This is a genomic window from Caballeronia sp. M23-90, assembly GCF_053574605.1.
In genome coordinates, this window is the sequence record NZ_JBSIPA010000035.1 from 1 (window position 1) to 14,818 (window position 14,818).

A 14,818-nucleotide genomic window follows, 5' to 3' on the forward strand; every position below is an offset into this window, starting at 1 on the left:
TGGCAGGAAACCCCTCGCTCACCGCAACTCAGGAGAGCAGACTCATGTCCATGATCGACCGGCGTCATTTTTTGAAGACGAGTGCGGCGGAAGCCGCGCTGGCCGCATCCGGCGATTGAGCAAACACAGTTGTGCTGGCGGTTGCCGATGCGAGCGCGCCCGCAGCACTCGTCTTCAAAAAATGACGCCGGTCGATCATGGACATGAGTCTGCTTTCCTGAGTTGCGGTGAGCGAGGGGTTTCCTGCCGGTCCACACAATGTCTCCGCATTTTTCATGCAGTGTGTCGAACGTGAAGTGTCGACATTATGGTCAGTCTAGCGAGTTTTCTGATTCGTCGGCAACAGTTATGATGGAAAATGTACACACTTAATCGAGCTGAGAGCGGAGAGACGGACACCGCTTCTTGCTAGAATCGGCCACTGCCGCCCGGCGATACATACCGCGAACAAGGAACCGCGATGAACCACAATGTCGACAGTAGCGCGATCGACGCAGACGCCGAATCGTCGCCGGTCGCGGAGATCGTCGACTGGGTGGCGCGCGGCATTATCGAAGGGAGATTGTTGCCGGGCGACGATCTGAACTCCGTCGATCTGTCGAAACGCTTCAACGTCAGCCGCACGCCGGTGCGCGAAGCGCTGTTCGTGTTGAGCCGTGAAGGACTGGTCGACTGGCCGCCGCGCCACCGCCCGCGGGTGTCGGCGGTCAAGCTGAAGGACGTGCGCGAGATCTATCAGTTGCGCGGAATCCTTTACGCACAGGTGGCGGCCGCAATCGTCGAGCACGCGACCGAGGCTGATATCGAAGCGCTCTGGCAAGCTCATCGCCGACTTGCGGAGGTTGCGGCGCAAGGCGACGTCGATGGCTATTTCTGGGCCAATGTCGCATTTCGCGATGAAGAGCTTCGGGTCTGCGGCAACGGCATCTTCAAGGAGGTGCTCGACTCCATGCGCATGCGCACGAACCGCTTGCGCCGGCTGAGTACGTCGCTGCCCGGACGTCTGCAGCGTTCGTGTGCCGACCATCAACGCCTGTGCGAAGCGTACGCGGAGCGCGACGGGGTGCTTGCGGCTGCGCTGAACCGGTCGATCGTGATGAGCGCGCTCCTGGCGATCGAGCAGGCCTGGGACCGCGTGCCTGCAGGAGGCAACAGCGTCGCTGAGGGAAACGCGTAATTGTCAGACGGGGTATGACGCCCGCGCTTCACTTCCTGCCACTCGCGCGGGAATAAATCCAGAGTCCGAACAGTCCTCACTATGGGCAGGCCAGAACCGTTGGCGCAGTCCCTCCCAACGGAGGGCCGCGCAATGAGGCTGTGACCGTCCGAAGCAATCGACAACAATGAATGCACGGTCAGGCGATTCCATCGATGTCACTCGTGGAAGCTCGCACACCGCATCCAGTCACGAGGAGCCGCGATGTCATCCTGCTTGTCATGCAGCTTTGCCAGAGTCTCACCGGCTCCCTTTACTTCGCGTGAGTACTGAAGTGCCGGCCGGAGCGTGGATCGCCTTCGCCACCGCGACGCTCGCAGCCACAGGCTCGCCCGGGCCGAACGCGTTGCTGATGGTTCGAAACACATCGCGATACGGCTTGTCATCGGCGGCGTTCACGCTTTCCGGGAACCTGAGCGCACGCGTTGCGATGGCGACGGCCATCATGCTAGGGCTCAGCGCGCTGCTCAGTACATCACCGTTGTTGCTGATCGTGCTCAGGGCTGCCGGCGCGTCGTATCTGATCTATCTCGGCGCCAAGGCGTTTGTCGTGAGGCGCAAGCCGGGTGCATTGCCGCAACCCGTGGCAAGCCCGCGAAAGCGGCGTTCGGTGTTGTTCCTGGAAGCATCGGCGGTGTCGGCGGCGAATCCCAATACGCTCGGATTCTTCGCCGCCGTGATCCCGCAACTCGTCGATGTGCGCGCTGCGTTGCTGCCGCAACTCGGCACGCTTCTCGCAATCGATGCGTCGGTGGTCGTGCTGGTCATGTCGGGTTATGCAGTCGCAACGCATTTGCTGCATCGGAGGATCTGCGCCAACGACCGCATGCTGTTGATCAAACGCTGCGGTGGCGTTGTACTGATCATTGTCGGTGTGACCATGTTGCCGCTGCGGTGAGCGGAACATCTTCTTATTGACTGGCGCGTTCCATTGAAGGAACGAGACTCATGCCCTGGGCGCCGAACGGCGAATGGACATGCGCGGCATCGCCGGCCAGCAGCACGCGGCCGCGCCGGTAGGTATCGGCAAGACGCGTGTTGTTCGTCCATCGGCTGCCGTCTTCGACGGATGTCACGCGGACGTCCACGCCGCTGACCCGGCGCAGGACGGCTTCCGTCTCAGGCACGACTTACGCCTGAGCACTCATCTCTTGTGACCAATGCTCGCAGGCGTGTGTTTGAAGCGGCTAAATGATTTTGGTGTGAGCCAATACGATCGTGACATTTGACGGAGTGCTTTTCTCGCCGACAACGCGCAAAGGTTTGCGCCGGCCGCTTAGATACCCGCAGTACCAGTTCCAGAATTCGGCTTCCGGATAATCAGGACAAGCGTCTAGAGAAAGCCCTAGACGGCCGGCTCTGAATCCTTCTTTCCAGGGGTTCTCGTCCATCACGTTGGTCCGAGAAAATGATCTCCACTCCTTAATGCTTTAGTCTTCGCTATATATCTGTTCGCTGTAACACATATGGGACCTTCAACGTAAAATGAGCGAGAAGTTCGTCTCGCTGTTCCCCTGAATCTGGAGCGCAGCACGCACAGCTGCGCGTTGTTCCTTCTTACGGTTGGCAGTGAAATACATCAGAGGTTCCAGCGAGCAGGCCTCGCCGGTCAGAACCGCATGCCCACACCGATACCCACAATCAGCGGGTCGATCTTGAGCGAACCAAGCGATGCACCGCCGGCGGAAGCATCGGTGCGCATCCAGATCTTCTTGATGTCGGCGTTGACGAACAGGTTGCGCGCCACCTGCACATCCACCCCGGCCTGAAGCGCCGGACCGAAGCTCGAGTTCTTGATCGATACCGGCGTATCGCCGGCATGCAGTCCGTTGTTATAGAACAGCGTGTAGTTCAGGCCGGCGCCCACATAAGGCCGAATCTTGCCCGCTGCATTGAAGTAGTACTGCAGCAGCAGCGTGGGTGGAAGCACGTTCACGCCGCCAAGTGCGCCCGCATTCGATGTCACCTGGTGGCGCGAGGTCGCAAGAATGAGTTCCAGTCCAATGTTCGGACGCACCATGTACACGAAATCCAGCTCGGGAACCACGGCGTTCTTGACGCCTGTACCAAGCGTGCCCAGTGTGCCGCCTGCCGATACGTCGGGCTGGATGCTGATCGCCCGGACACGCGCGAGTATATCGCCCTGGTCTGCCTGTGCGGACAGCGTGGTGGCGGAAAGAATCGTGAAGACCAGTGGAATTGCGAGTAGCAGATGCTTGTTAATCTTGTTCAAAATGTGCCCGTTTCTTGTTGCGGCTTCGAATCGATTGCCGTAACAAGATTTTCGTCCGAGACGAAAAGGCAGCTATTGATTTCGATCAGCTAAACGATCCATTCACTCAGTGCATTAGTCGTTGTCACTGGCAACGGCTGCGCCCGCGATCTGATGGCGCGCCAGGGCCGCGGCAACGAAACCGGACGACTTCATGTCGTCCACGAACTTCGCAAGGTACGCGGCTGCGTCGGGACCTTTTGCTTTCGGCACGCCCATTGCCTGACGGATCACCATGAAGCGTTGATTGAGCACCCGCAGTCCGCCTGTTTTGGCTGCGTCCTTTTCGATCTGTTGCTTCACGCCCGCGGCCACGTCCAGATGTTGGTCAAGAAATGCCTGCACGACCGCTGGCGAAGTCGGTATGCGCACGATCGTCGCGTTGTGCAGCTCTCGCGTCAGGAACAGATCGTAAGCGCTGCCCTTGCCGACCGCGACCGTTACGCCGGGTTGATCGACCTGCTGGTTGGTGGTGATGGCCGAGGTGTTGCGCACGAGATAGAAACCCTCGATCAGTACATACGGCTTGGTGAAACTGATCTCCTGGCCGCGTTTTGGATCGACGGCAAAGAAGCCGATGTCCGCCTTGTCCTGGTTCACGTTTTCAACCGAGGCGCCGGCCGACGTCACCGTGACCAGTTGCAGCGGCACGCCGAGTCGCTTTGCAAATGCGGTAGCCAGATCGACGGAAACGCCTTGCGGTTTTCCGCCGGCATCGAGGCTCGCGAGGACCGGATTACCAAGATTGATCGATACACGCAAGGTGCCACCCGGGGCAAAGACGCGTGTCATTGACGATTGCGAGGTATCAGTAACCTGAGTTTGCGCGAAGGCCGGCAAAGGAAAAGTCATATGCATGATCGCAGCCAGCGTGAGCATGGCTGTCAATGAGCGCAAGCATGCGGTACACGTCGACGACTTCGCCATCCTGGGTTGCCTCATGGATTTATCTATGACGGGTTCTCCCTTTCCATCTTCTCCGATCGACACATGGCAGTGCGCTCGCGCGTCACGACCCGCAAACGAGCGTGGGGTCCGCCCAATCGGCGACGTCGTTGGCAACGCCGTCCTGCGCACCGGTCACGACGAGCCGAAGGGTCTGGTAACCGTTCAGGCTCACACGCACCGTTTTTGTCGGCGATGATCCGGTTATCACGCCGCTATCGTAGAGCATGACGTTGTCGGCCCAAACCTGGAAGTCCACGGTTCCCGCGCCCTTCGCTGCAGCGTCCAGGCCAATATCGCTCTGGAACGTGCTGCAGTTACCCCCTAGACGATAGACCATCTGCGCCGGCGCATTCACGGCAAGCCCGTCGCGATACGACGTTCCATTGACGATGACCGAAGCCGCCGCCGTCGCGCCGACCGGCAATGCATCCTTGCTCGGCCAGACCTTGGCGGCGATTTTACCGGATTGCGTGCTCGCCCAGATCCAGTTCTGCAACGCGAGTGGGGCTTTGAACGCGAGCGGATCGGTACCTGCGAGCTTCAGCAGCACCACGCCGGTTGCCGGCACGCTCGCACTGAAACTTCCCGTCGATAAAGCCGGGGACAACACCTCTCCAGTCACGAGATTTGTCACTTGTACAGGTCCGCTCAGCGCTAGGTTGGCGAAGTTGACGGTAGCAGTAGCGGCGGCCGATCCGCGATTGAGCATGGCGACAGCGCGCGTGCCGCTCGCCTGCAGCGGCTTGGTCCAGACTTGAAGGGTGGCGGAACTGTCGGAAGTATCGGGCACGGCTTGCAGCGCCAGCGCGTCCTGACTCACCGAGATCGCTCCCGCGTTGGTCAGCAATGCAAGTGTGCTCGCGCTCTGGCTGCGAACGTCGTTACCGGCATTCAGCGGGCTCGACATCATTGCCCACATTGCGAAGTGAGCGGTGTCCTGGTCCGGCGTCATGCCGCGGCCGACTTCCAGCATGTCCATGTCGTTGAAGTAGCCGGAAATGGCCCACGATGCATCTTGCGCGCTGATATCGATGATCGATGTGACCGACGCAAAGGTATTCGTGATGTCCTGCGAGATGCGCGAGGTATCGGCGTAGGCGGGCACGTACAACGTGCCATCGGAGGCGAAGTTTGTCGGCAGGGTTTGATTTGCGCTGTACGGGTTGATACTGAGGTACATGGGTCGGCCAGTCGCCGCGATGCCCGCACGCATGGCCGGGAACGCGCTGAGGTTTCCGCCGCAATAGTCGAGCTTGATGTAGTCGACGCCCCAGCTTGCGAATGTGGCTGCGTCAACGCTTTCGTGGCCCAGGCTGCCGGCGCCCACCCCTTTCGGATAGGTCGGCGGTCGTGTGCCGTGCGCAAGCGCGGCGCAGGTGTTGGTGCCGCCCGATGTGTAGAGCCCGAATTTCAACCCCTTGCTATGGACGTAATCTGCAAGTGCCTTGATGCCGCTCGGGAATGTGCTCGGGTTAGCAAAGAGCTGGCCGGTGGCGGGGTCTCGTCCGCCGACCCAGCAATCATCTTGCGTCACGTATTGATAGCCTGCCGCGGCCATGCCGCTTGCGGCGATGGTGTCTGCCACGGACTTGATGACGTTTTCGTTTACGTTGCAGGCGAACGTGTTCCACGAGTTCCAGCCCATGGGAGGCAACGCATAGCGTACGGCAGTTTTTGCGATGCCCGGATCGGGCGAGCCGGAAGAAACTGCGCCTCCGTCCGATCCATTGCCTCCGCAGCTTGCCAGCAAGCCGAGAACGAGTACAACCCGTACCAGGCCGAATACACGCGATGTCATGATCGTCTCCCACTATTTTGGCTACCTAAGCAGTGGTAACCAATCCGGACCTTTCCAGCTCCGATGTTGTGAGACGAGGTTAGGATCAGTAGTGCAAGCGCGGCAAGATGCGGCGCAGCGAAACCACATACTAGGATTCGCCGGCGGTCCTGATTGACAAACGCTGTCGAGAGTGGGAAACGCTTGCTTTCAAGCTTTCGACTCGCATCGCCGGGGGCGTAAGCGCTTTTCCTCTCTTCCGACCTTCGCATATGGCGTAAAAAGGCTCTCGACTGCGGCGGCGTCAATTCACTGTTTCGACCGGCGTGCATTTTCAGTGCTCGCCGGTCCTTCGCTATTGACTACGATAGAACCGCTTGCTTTGTGACTATCTTTCGCGGAATCAGCTTCAGTTCGAAGAAGGTATCGGCAATCTTCTGTTGTTCGGCGAGCACGGTGTCATCGATTGGCTTATACACGTGAGCATAGTGGCGCAACCCCGCCTCGATGATTCCGGCCTCCAGCCCCTGAATGGGCGCAAGCTGGGCTGCGGCGGCGGAGACGTTGCCCTTCACCCATTGCCCTTCCTTGCCTGCTTCTTCCAGCGCAATGGCAATCACATCCTTGCGCTTTTCGGCAAATTCGCGCTGACTCAGGAAGAACTGATGATGGCTTGCGACACCTTGCGCATCCGCAATGAGACGCGCCTGGCTCTGTCCTTGAACAGCGGCGAGAAAGGGGTCCCAGATCGCCCAGGCATCGACGGCATGCTGTTCCAGCGCAGCGCGGGCATCTGCCGGAGCAAGGTACACGGGCTGGATATCCGCGAAGTCGAGGCCGTGTTTGCGCAGCAACGCTACGATGAACCAGTGCACATCCGAGCCCTTGTTGAACGCGACTTTCTTCCCCTTCAAATCGGCAACTGTCTTGATCGGCGAGTCCTGTGCTACGACGACGCCTTCGGCATGCGGCGTGGGCAACTCGTAGGCGGTGTAGACAAAATCGGCACCGGCTGCCTGCGCGAACACGGGCGGGGCTTCTCCTACGTAGCCAAAGTCGATGGCGCCGACATTGAGTCCTTCAAGCAATTGCGGCCCTGCCGGGAATTCGTTCCACAACACTTTGATGCCGAGCGGTGCAAGACGCTTTTCCAGCGCGCCATGCGCCTTCAGGAGCACCAGCGTGCTGGCTGCCTTCTGATAGCCGATCCTGAATTGATCGGGCTGGTATTTGGCCCAGGACGGCAAGGCGATGCCTGCCATGGTTGCGCCCAATGCGGCGATAAAAGTCCTGCGTCCGTTTTTTCTCGATACGTTCATTGCCATGCGTCCGGGGTGGTTGCGCATCGCGTGCTTTGGCCGGGCGTGGCGTCAAAGCCGGCCGCGATGAGCCAGGTCAGGGATCGCGCAACAATAGAACGTCGAACCGGCAACTACAACGAAGCAATGGAGATATGCTTATAGCTACGCCCCCGCGCTGTCATCGACCGGACGAAAGACTTGACCTACGTGTGTCGCAAGCGGGCCTTTTAGAAAGTGCCCGCTCGCCAGGCGTTGCTGCGGACGAGCGCGTAATGGTTCTCCTGGTATCGATTGCGTCGAATGAAGCTCAAAAGACTCTAGCGCTCCTGGTGCAATCAGACGTAGATGCCAGTATGAAAAACAGCAGCCACCCGGGTTGTTTGCGGCTCCTGAAGGCCTCAACGACTTGCCGCTTGCAGGCCGTATAAAAGTCCTTCATGTATCGATGGTCGATTTTGCCAGTCGGGATATGAGGCTCACCCAGTTTGCTATCGAGTGTTCGTTCGATTTCGTTTAAATGCCCGCTAGCCGGGATGCTCGACAGACGATCGTTGAGATTCAACCGTAGGGTGGGCGGCGGATTTGCAGGTCTCCAGGGCATTTGGCAACGTCTCTTGATTCTTGCAGTTTTGCGATCTTGAGTATCGCGGCGCTCAAGCGAGAACGATCATTCGACATATGCCAAGCAGCAGGCAATCGCTTTGGTCGAGGTTCACTTACTTGCCGTCAGATAGCGGCGATCCCTCGTCTTTCTTTTGCGCACCCCGATTCGTTACACTTCCTTGTTTGAACGCGTGCGCATCGGCAGGGCTGACGCGGGTATTACGCCCGGTGCCACGCAATCGGAGGCGAGCATGGCAAGTGAATGGGAATTGGTCGGAAGGTTGATGATCTCGGCGGCTTTGGGGAGCGTTATCGGTATTGAACGCGAACGCATGTCCTGGGCTGCGGGGCTTAGAACGCACATGCTGGTCTGCGTCGGGGCAACCCTGATCATGATCGTATCTGCCTATGGCTTCAGCGATGTACTGCGATCCGGCGTAGTCCTCGACCCATCGCGAATGGCGGCACAGGTTGTGTCGGGCATCGGCTTTCTGGGTGCCGGCGCAATCCTGGCGCGAGGGGAGGTGATCCGTGGCTTGACCACCGCCGCGAGCGTCTGGGCGGTTGCGGGCGTGGGCCTTGCGGTGGGTGGCGGCCTTTATACCGCGTCGATTGCAGCGACGATCATCATTCTGATCATCCTGGCTGGTATCAAGCCGCTCGAGAAGCGGTTTATCGGCAGCCGGCAGCGCCGGGAACTCGTTGTCCATACCAACAGGAATGCACTTTCCTTGGCTACGCTGCATGACACGTTGGGGGCGGGAACAGCACGCGTCAAGCAGTTCGTCATGCAACAAAAAGACGATTCGGATGAGATAGGCATTACCTTATCGAGGGTGACACCCGTCCAGTTTGAAGCGATATGCAAGCGTCTTCGAGCGGTCCCGGGTGTTCGTGAAGTCAAGGAAAGCGGAGACGAATCCGCTTGAAGCGCGGCGATCGCTCAAGTCACATCTCGAAGGAATTGCGTAGCATGAAGGATAGAGCAACGACGGTTTGCTGGAAGGGCAAGCAGATTCTGTTAGTCGCCAAAGCGCGCTCCAAATGGTCGTTGCCGGGCGGCAAGCAGGAGCGGGGCGAACAGATGGTCGATGCGGCAATCAGAGAGGTGCAGGAAGAAACGCGCCTCTTGATCGAGCGTCCACGGCTCGCGTGTCTGTTTGTCGATCCACGTGCTGCTCATCATGTCTTCGAAGTCGATGTCCACGTCAACGCAGTGGCAAAACCCAGCAATGAGATCAAGCATTGTCTCTGGGTCACGCCGGACCAGATCTCGACTCTGCGAACATCAAGCGGAACCCGAGAAATCATCGAACTCGTTGCTCGAAGCAGACGCCCAAGCCCGCCAGCGAATTGACTGCACCAATCTAGATAGCTTCTGCAAGCTGAAATCACTTGCGTGAACTGACCTGCGCCGCCTTGCCCGCCGCTGCGTAAAGATTCAACCTCGAATAAACGCCGAAGGCGGATCCATCGTCGAGAAAGCCACCGCCGGGACCTTCTGTCTCGGTCAGGATCTGATCGGCCTGGTCCAGCGTCAGCGACGGAAATGCGGTCGTCAGCAGGTAGCCCGCTTCGGGAGCGAGCTTCGCCACGTCCTCCAGGCGGTTTGCGTTTTCGGGGTATACGACGGGCAGGTTGTAGGTCTGCGTAACCGCATAGAACGCTTCGTTCATTGCGGGATTGCTGAAACGGCCGATGTCTTCACCAGCACATACTGCGATCGAGTTGCCACATCCTCCCTGCAATGCGGAGGTCAGCTCCGAGCGAGCTCTTGAGAGCGCTACCCGATAGTCGCTTATCACGGGAGCGTGTTTCAACGTGCGGCCAACGTAGGCCGGATCATTTGCCAGGAGATGTGCCAGGTCGTAAGTGGCCAGGGTTCGTCCGCCGAGAACGTCCATGGCGTAGTGAGCACCCATCAGGATACGGTCATTTCCATACTCAGCCGCACGCGCAATCATCTGCTGGAATCGCTCCGGCACGAGTTCGGCCAGGATCAAGGACCCCATGTAGCCATACGTCGTGTGGCCGCTCGGGAAGGACGGGCTGTCGATGAGATTCATGACCGGCCCCTGGTTGTAGACGGTATTGTCAGCGGGGACATGGAAGTAATCGAATCCAACGATGTGCTCTTGACTATGCTCGGTCTGGAATGGCCGGGAGTCGCCATAAGCGTCGGCGTTGGCGCTCCCGGCGGGGCGGCCGTAATTCGTGCCAAACGGATCAGGTGTGCCACCAATGCTTTTCAGGACGTTCCTGGCGTCTGCGGATACCGGTGTCTTTCCATCCGTCGTCGCGTTGGCAAAAAAGTATTTTCCCGAATTCGAGTCGTCGCCGGTGGTGGCGTTGGTGTACTTGATAAGGTCAGCAATCCCCTGCGACACGTTCGAATAGGTCTTGCGATCGTCGTAGTGAGCCCGAGCCTGATAGGCCGCACCGAGGGTCGTACCAAGACCGTCTGCGAGTTCGGCAAGGTTGCCGTCGGTGATGAACGCGTCCCGGAGGGCCTGCTGCTGCTGATCATTGAACGGAAGCAACGTAGGCTGCCGGATCGCGCCTGTCTGAATGCCGCCGGTGACCGTGTAATTGGCGCCAAGCGCCGCCTTGCCAGCCGGGGTATTTTCCAACACGGTAACAGGCGCCAATCCCTTCAGCACCGCCATATTCGTCTCGGTTTGTGCTTCGACGCGTAAAGGAATCAAAGCGCACACTACGATTAAACCGCAACCCGTCTTCTCGAACATGATAAGTCCTCCAGTCACCCGCAAGTTATGCGAAACCTCGGCTTTCTATCGTCGCAGGTGATGGGGATTGTAGCCAATACTTCGATGCAACCGCGCGAGCCACGCTGCGTGTGCTTGACCCTGAACCCGGCAACTGGGTGCCGGATCATCCCGGCATTGACTGTAACGTCGTCATCGTTGGAGGCGCGCAGACTGGCGGCGTCTTCGCGTTTGCGTTGCGTCGCGCGGGTGTGTGCAAGGTGACGGTCATCGACTCCGCAGCCGACAAAGCGAGCGCCGGTATCTGCGCCAAACCGTGCGCGCGTGAAAAAGTTGCGTAAACCGAAAACGCCGGTCTGCCCCGGGGCTGGGGGTCTGCGAATGCCTTCGTTTATTGCGGAGAGGTGTAAGGGTTCAGGGCAGCGCGTTCATCGATCGCCGGGAGCCCGCCTCTCGCGCGCCGAGCGCCATGGCGCCATCGCTTCAAACACCCCGTCGCGTCTCACCAGCGCGTGCAGAAGCGCAGCCGCCAGGTGCAATAGGATCAACGCAAAAAAGCATAACGCGAGCGCCCTGTGCGCATTCCACAGCAGCGAGTGCAACAGGTTGCTGTGCGGCAGGATGGGCGGCAAATGAATCCCGGCCACCACGACAGGATAGTCCGCGGCAGAGAGCATGCCCCATCCGATCAGCGGCAGCCCGATCATCAGCAAATAGAACGCGATATGCGAGAGATGGGCAGCGAGTTTCATGGGTTCCGGCATGGATGCCGGCAGCGGCGGTGCGCCGCGCGTCAGCCTGACCGCGAGGCGGATCAGCGCCAGCACGAGGATCACGATACCCAACGGCTTGTGGATGGACACCAGCGAAAGATAATCGGGACGAATGGTGGACACCATCCCGACACCGATGAACAGCATCGCCAGGATGCAGATTGCCATGAGCCAGTGAAGCGCGCGTTGCAGCGGTGTGAAGCGACCGTTGGTCGGGGTCATGGCGTGGCTCCTCCTGCCGGATGGCGCGGATAGTCCTTGTCCTCGGCGGTCCGCCGATCGAACGATACGGCATAGGCGGCTGAGCGAGCTGCAGGAAACGGATCGTCCGAGACATGCATGCCGCTTGGGAGAACCGTCGGGTCGAAGTTCAGGTCGCGGCACGGGCCGTCAGGCTCGGGTTCGATCGCATTGACCACAAGGGTGCCGGCCTCCACCGTGCGTCGATCTTCCGGCCAGGCTTTGCTGGGATCGGCGGTCGGGTCGCCGGGATTGGCGAGTGTGACGACCATCGTCCATTTCTGGGGCGCGGTCTGAACGCGTTGCGTGATATCCGCGGCGAGAAAGTCGGCGTCACGTGCCTTCAACTGATCGGCGGATATTGCCTCGGGCCGAGCGGCGGGCACGAAGGACCAGCGCACCGTCTGGTCCTGTCCTGCAGCATTGGTGAAGACGAAGCTATTCAAGCTGTTATACCGCTCCTGTGCATAGGAACCCGTCCAGGGAGCGCTGCCGGCCCACTTGGCAAATACGCCGAATTCCGGGTGCGCCGCGATGAAGTTCTTCATGGCATCCGGGTCTTTCTTGTTGGCCGATGCCTTAAGCAGCCCGTAGAAGGCCTGGGGTGTTGCGACGGGAAAGAAAGGAAGGTCGATCATGGCCGAGCGCCATTCGCTTCCGTCCTGCGCGACCACACGCAGACTGAGGCCACGAACCCGAACCGTGGCATCGGGCGCTTTGGGATCTGGCGTACCGAGGTTGAAGCGGCCTGTGACCGGATACGAGCCGGCTGCGAACATCGGCGCTTTGGAGAGAGCGGCCGCCGCGCCATTCGATTCGAAGTTGCCGGTAAAGCAGATGCCCTTGGCATGATTGCGCCGGAAACCGAGCGCCGCGCCGCCCGGAGGCGCCAGACTGTCGACGATCTTCGCCGGTGTCAGGCGCCCGGGCGTGAGCCAGCCGGCCGTAAAGGCGAAGGCCGCGATCAATGCAATCACGATGATCGCAATCAGCACCAGCGAACGGACTGCTGACGGACGGGAAGTCGGTGTCTCGGCCATCGATCTCTCCAAATCAATGATTCGGCTAGGCAGATATCAAGCAGGGTGGCGCTAATAGTGCCATTGATCGGAGGCGCGTGCCAAGCGCAACCGCGCGATGCGCCTTCATGACGTCAGCAGGTCTCGACCCGGGCTGGTATCGTTCGCGGACTGTTGCCGTCAATTACTCATATGCCTGAACTCACTGACAAGTCTCATCGCAGGCGCTCGTTTATTGCGGACACAACGGCTCTGATCCTGTTCTTCACCACGACGGGTTTCATCAACGAGCGGTTTATCGCGGGGATGAACTGGGATCAGGTCCTGCATGCACGGCTGCTGGGCGCCGCCTTGATGGTTCCCGTGGGGCGCCCGTATGGCGTCTGGCGGGACTACGTCATGCGACACGCCAGATCCGATAACCGGCTGTCGCAGGTTCTTTGGGACAGCGTTGCGCTTGTGAGCTTCCAGGTCCCGATCTACGCTGCAATCATCGCGGTGAGCGGCGCTTCCGGGCGCGGTTTATGGCTCGGGATTCTAGGAGCAACTGTCATGATGCTCGTCCTGGGGCGTCCGTACGGCGCCTTTTTGAATGCGGTAAGAAAGCTTTTCGGCCTGCCTCCAGGGGGAGACAGGCCGATGAGCCTCGCCAGCTAGTCTTGAGGTTGCTTCCGGTTCACGAGCCGCGGCCCCGCTTCAAACCTCAACCACGATCTTCCCAAACTGACCGTTGGTTTCCAGATAACGATGCGCGTCCACCATTTCATCGAACGTGAAAGTACGGTCGATGACCGGCTTGAGCGCGCCGCTCTCGAAACCCTTCAGCACATACTCGACGGCCGCTTTCCTGCGGGTTTCGTCGCCGCTCGTCAGCCAGATGTTGTGCGCCTTCACCGTCAGCACCTTCGCGATCATCTCGAGCACGGGCAGCGGCGTGACGTCCTCGCTGAGCGCGCCATAGATGTACGCGATACCCCCGAATGACAATGCCGATATCAGCTTCGCGAAGTTCGGACCGCCGACGGGATCGAAGGCCACGCGTGCGCCTTTTCCGTCGGTGATGCGCATGATTTCATCGAGCAGGCTGGTTTCGTCGGTGACGATCACGTGCGCCGCGCCTGCATCGAGCAATTGCTGTCTCTTCTCGGCGGTGCGCGTGAGCGCAATGGACGTCGCGCCGGCGTAGTTGGCAATCTGGATGGCGGCCAGTCCCACACTGCTCGACGCCGCAGGCACGATCACAAAATCACCCTTGGTCACCTTGGCATCTTCGACCAGCGCGCCGTACGCCGTGACGAACATCATCCAGACCGATGCAGCCTCGCTGAACGAAAGAGATTCCGGATGCTTCACGACCGCATAGTCCGGCGCGATGATCGTCTCGCCATAGGTGAAGTACTGGTTCATCGAAAACGATGGGATGACGTCTACCTTGTCGCCGGGCGCAAATCCCGTGACGTTGCTGCCGACCGCATCCACAATGCCGGCCGCCTCGTAGCCAAGACCCGCCGGAAACTTGACGGGCTCGATGTATGCGTCGAGGCGCCACATCGATTCCGCGCGATTGAGGCCAATTGCCTTTACGTTGATGCGGAGTTCATCGGGGCCGGGGGCGGGGACGTCGGTATCGATGAATTCGAGCACTTCGGGACCACCGGCTTTCGCAAATTTGATTGTCCGTGACATGGAAATCTCCAGAAGAAATAGGGTGAAACTACGCGTTATATACAGTAGAGCATCGAGCGAAACGCTGCTTTTCGTACTGCCCTAGGCTTGGGCTCCAGGCCTCGCCGATACCTCGTCGTACCATCGGCGCAAGGCTGCATGCCCATCGGGGATCGGCATTTTCAATGCGTTGGCCGCGAAGTCGATTGTCACGTTGATTGCAGCCTAGTTTTCAGCCAGATCGAAAGGGCGGCTTGCACTCGCGGAATTTCCAGCCG

16 protein-coding genes and 1 pseudogene are annotated in these 14,818 nt (G+C 59.5%); 7 read left to right on the top strand and 10 right to left on the bottom strand.

What is annotated here, in order from left to right; all coding sequences use genetic code 11:
* Positions 1–50: 50 nt before the first annotated feature.
* Positions 51–119 (top strand): twin-arginine translocation signal domain-containing protein, encoded by a 69-nt coding sequence (locus ACRXB1_RS06100; protein ID WP_449491468.1) that lies wholly within the window; start codon positions 51–53, stop codon positions 117–119.
* Positions 120–130: 11 nt separating this feature from the next.
* Here the strand turns inward: ACRXB1_RS06100 and ACRXB1_RS06105 are convergent.
* Positions 131–277, bottom strand: a pseudogene (locus tag ACRXB1_RS06105) (twin-arginine translocation signal domain-containing protein); the annotation flags it as partial.
* 183 nt (positions 278–460) lie between these two features.
* Between ACRXB1_RS06105 and ACRXB1_RS06110 the strand changes: the two are divergent.
* Positions 461–1,177, top strand: coding sequence for a GntR family transcriptional regulator (locus tag ACRXB1_RS06110; RefSeq protein ID WP_449491452.1), 717 nt, complete (start codon positions 461–463; stop codon positions 1,175–1,177).
* Positions 1,178–1,478: 301 nt separating this feature from the next.
* Positions 1,479–2,114 carry a LysE family translocator gene (locus tag ACRXB1_RS06115; protein ID WP_174363583.1) on the top strand — a complete coding sequence of 212 codons (636 nt, stop codon included), beginning with the start codon at positions 1,479–1,481 and terminating at the stop codon, positions 2,112–2,114.
* Between the two features lie 13 nt (positions 2,115–2,127).
* Here the strand turns inward: ACRXB1_RS06115 and ACRXB1_RS06120 are convergent, their stop codons facing one another.
* From ACRXB1_RS06120 to ACRXB1_RS06140, 5 genes are all read right to left on the bottom strand, one after another.
* A complete protein-coding gene (locus tag ACRXB1_RS06120; RefSeq protein ID WP_449491453.1) occupies positions 2,128–2,343 on the bottom strand; it encodes an FAD-dependent monooxygenase in 216 nt (71 codons plus the stop codon).
* Positions 2,344–2,825: 482 nt separating this feature from the next.
* Positions 2,826–3,416, bottom strand: coding sequence for an OmpW/AlkL family protein (locus tag ACRXB1_RS06125; protein ID WP_449491469.1), 591 nt, complete (start codon positions 3,414–3,416; stop codon positions 2,826–2,828).
* Positions 3,417–3,563: 147 nt separating this feature from the next.
* Entirely contained in the window at positions 3,564–4,280 is a 717-nt protein-coding gene (locus tag ACRXB1_RS06130) for an ABC transporter substrate-binding protein (protein WP_449491454.1), read from the bottom strand.
* Between the two features lie 217 nt (positions 4,281–4,497).
* Positions 4,498–6,234, bottom strand: coding sequence for an NPCBM/NEW2 domain-containing protein (locus ACRXB1_RS06135; protein ID WP_449491455.1), 1,737 nt, complete (start codon positions 6,232–6,234; stop codon positions 4,498–4,500).
* 341 nt (positions 6,235–6,575) lie between these two features.
* The gene (locus tag ACRXB1_RS06140; RefSeq protein WP_449491456.1) at positions 6,576–7,532 is read right to left on the bottom strand and encodes a sulfonate ABC transporter substrate-binding protein; all 957 of its coding nucleotides are present in this window, start codon (positions 7,530–7,532) and stop codon (positions 6,576–6,578) included.
* Between the two features lie 836 nt (positions 7,533–8,368).
* Between ACRXB1_RS06140 and ACRXB1_RS06145 the strand changes: the two genes are divergently transcribed.
* Positions 8,369–9,046, top strand: a complete 678-nt coding sequence (locus tag ACRXB1_RS06145; RefSeq protein ID WP_062002316.1) for an MgtC/SapB family protein — start codon at positions 8,369–8,371, stop codon at positions 9,044–9,046.
* Between the two features lie 44 nt (positions 9,047–9,090).
* The gene (locus ACRXB1_RS06150; protein WP_449491457.1) at positions 9,091–9,474 is read left to right on the top strand and encodes an NUDIX hydrolase; all 384 of its coding nucleotides are present in this window, start codon (positions 9,091–9,093) and stop codon (positions 9,472–9,474) included.
* 34 nt (positions 9,475–9,508) lie between these two features.
* On the opposite strand, the gene ACRXB1_RS06155 is transcribed toward ACRXB1_RS06150, so the two are convergent.
* On the bottom strand, positions 9,509–10,864 hold the full coding sequence (locus ACRXB1_RS06155; protein WP_449491458.1) for a phosphatase PAP2 family protein: 1,356 nt from the start codon (positions 10,862–10,864) through the stop codon (positions 9,509–9,511).
* Positions 10,865–10,974: 110 nt separating this feature from the next.
* On the opposite strand from ACRXB1_RS06155, the gene ACRXB1_RS06160 reads away from it, so the two are divergent.
* Positions 10,975–11,184, top strand: a complete 210-nt coding sequence (locus ACRXB1_RS06160) for a hypothetical protein (RefSeq protein WP_449491459.1) — start codon at positions 10,975–10,977, stop codon at positions 11,182–11,184.
* A gap of 87 nt (positions 11,185–11,271) precedes the next feature.
* Here the strand turns inward: ACRXB1_RS06160 and ACRXB1_RS06165 are convergent, their stop codons facing one another.
* The gene (locus ACRXB1_RS06165; RefSeq protein ID WP_174363528.1) at positions 11,272–11,838 is read right to left on the bottom strand and encodes a cytochrome b; all 567 of its coding nucleotides are present in this window, start codon (positions 11,836–11,838) and stop codon (positions 11,272–11,274) included.
* The gene (locus ACRXB1_RS06170; RefSeq protein WP_449491460.1) at positions 11,835–12,896 is read right to left on the bottom strand and encodes a catalase family peroxidase; all 1,062 of its coding nucleotides are present in this window, start codon (positions 12,894–12,896) and stop codon (positions 11,835–11,837) included. Before ACRXB1_RS06170 ends, ACRXB1_RS06165 begins: the two co-directional genes overlap by 4 nt.
* Positions 12,897–13,067: 171 nt before the next feature.
* Here ACRXB1_RS06170 and alaE point away from each other — a divergent pair, with 171 nt between their 5' ends.
* Complete coding sequence (gene alaE, locus ACRXB1_RS06175) at positions 13,068–13,532, top strand: L-alanine exporter AlaE (RefSeq protein WP_449491461.1); 465 nt, start codon at positions 13,068–13,070, stop codon at positions 13,530–13,532.
* Between the two features lie 39 nt (positions 13,533–13,571).
* Here alaE and ACRXB1_RS06180 read toward each other — a convergent pair whose 3' ends face one another.
* Positions 13,572–14,561, bottom strand: a complete 990-nt coding sequence (locus ACRXB1_RS06180; RefSeq protein ID WP_449491462.1) for a zinc-dependent alcohol dehydrogenase family protein — start codon at positions 14,559–14,561, stop codon at positions 13,572–13,574.
* Between the last annotated feature and the right edge of the window lie 257 nt (positions 14,562–14,818).

Bases quoted from the DNA above. Each gene is read 5' to 3' on its own strand.
- ACRXB1_RS06130 (WP_449491454.1), bottom strand. From the start codon at position 4,280: ATGACACGCGTCTTTGCCCCGGGTGGCACCTTGCGTGTATCGATCAAT.
- ACRXB1_RS06135 (WP_449491455.1), bottom strand. From the start codon at position 6,234: ATGACATCGCGTGTATTCGGCCTGGTACGGGTTGTACTCGTTCTCGGC.
- ACRXB1_RS06155 (WP_449491458.1), bottom strand. From the start codon at position 10,864: ATGTTCGAGAAGACGGGTTGCGGTTTAATCGTAGTGTGCGCTTTGATT.
- ACRXB1_RS06165 (WP_174363528.1), bottom strand. From the start codon at position 11,838: ATGACCCCGACCAACGGTCGCTTCACACCGCTGCAACGCGCGCTTCAC.
- ACRXB1_RS06145 (WP_062002316.1), top strand. From the start codon at position 8,369: ATGGCAAGTGAATGGGAATTGGTCGGAAGGTTGATGATCTCGGCGGCT.
- ACRXB1_RS06170 (WP_449491460.1), bottom strand. From the start codon at position 12,896: ATGGCCGAGACACCGACTTCCCGTCCGTCAGCAGTCCGTTCGCTGGTG.
- ACRXB1_RS06110 (WP_449491452.1), top strand. From the start codon at position 461: ATGAACCACAATGTCGACAGTAGCGCGATCGACGCAGACGCCGAATCG.
- ACRXB1_RS06180 (WP_449491462.1), bottom strand. From the start codon at position 14,561: ATGTCACGGACAATCAAATTTGCGAAAGCCGGTGGTCCCGAAGTGCTC.
- ACRXB1_RS06150 (WP_449491457.1), top strand. From the start codon at position 9,091: ATGAAGGATAGAGCAACGACGGTTTGCTGGAAGGGCAAGCAGATTCTG.
- ACRXB1_RS06140 (WP_449491456.1), bottom strand. From the start codon at position 7,532: ATGAACGTATCGAGAAAAAACGGACGCAGGACTTTTATCGCCGCATTG.
- alaE (WP_449491461.1), top strand. From the start codon at position 13,068: ATGCCTGAACTCACTGACAAGTCTCATCGCAGGCGCTCGTTTATTGCG.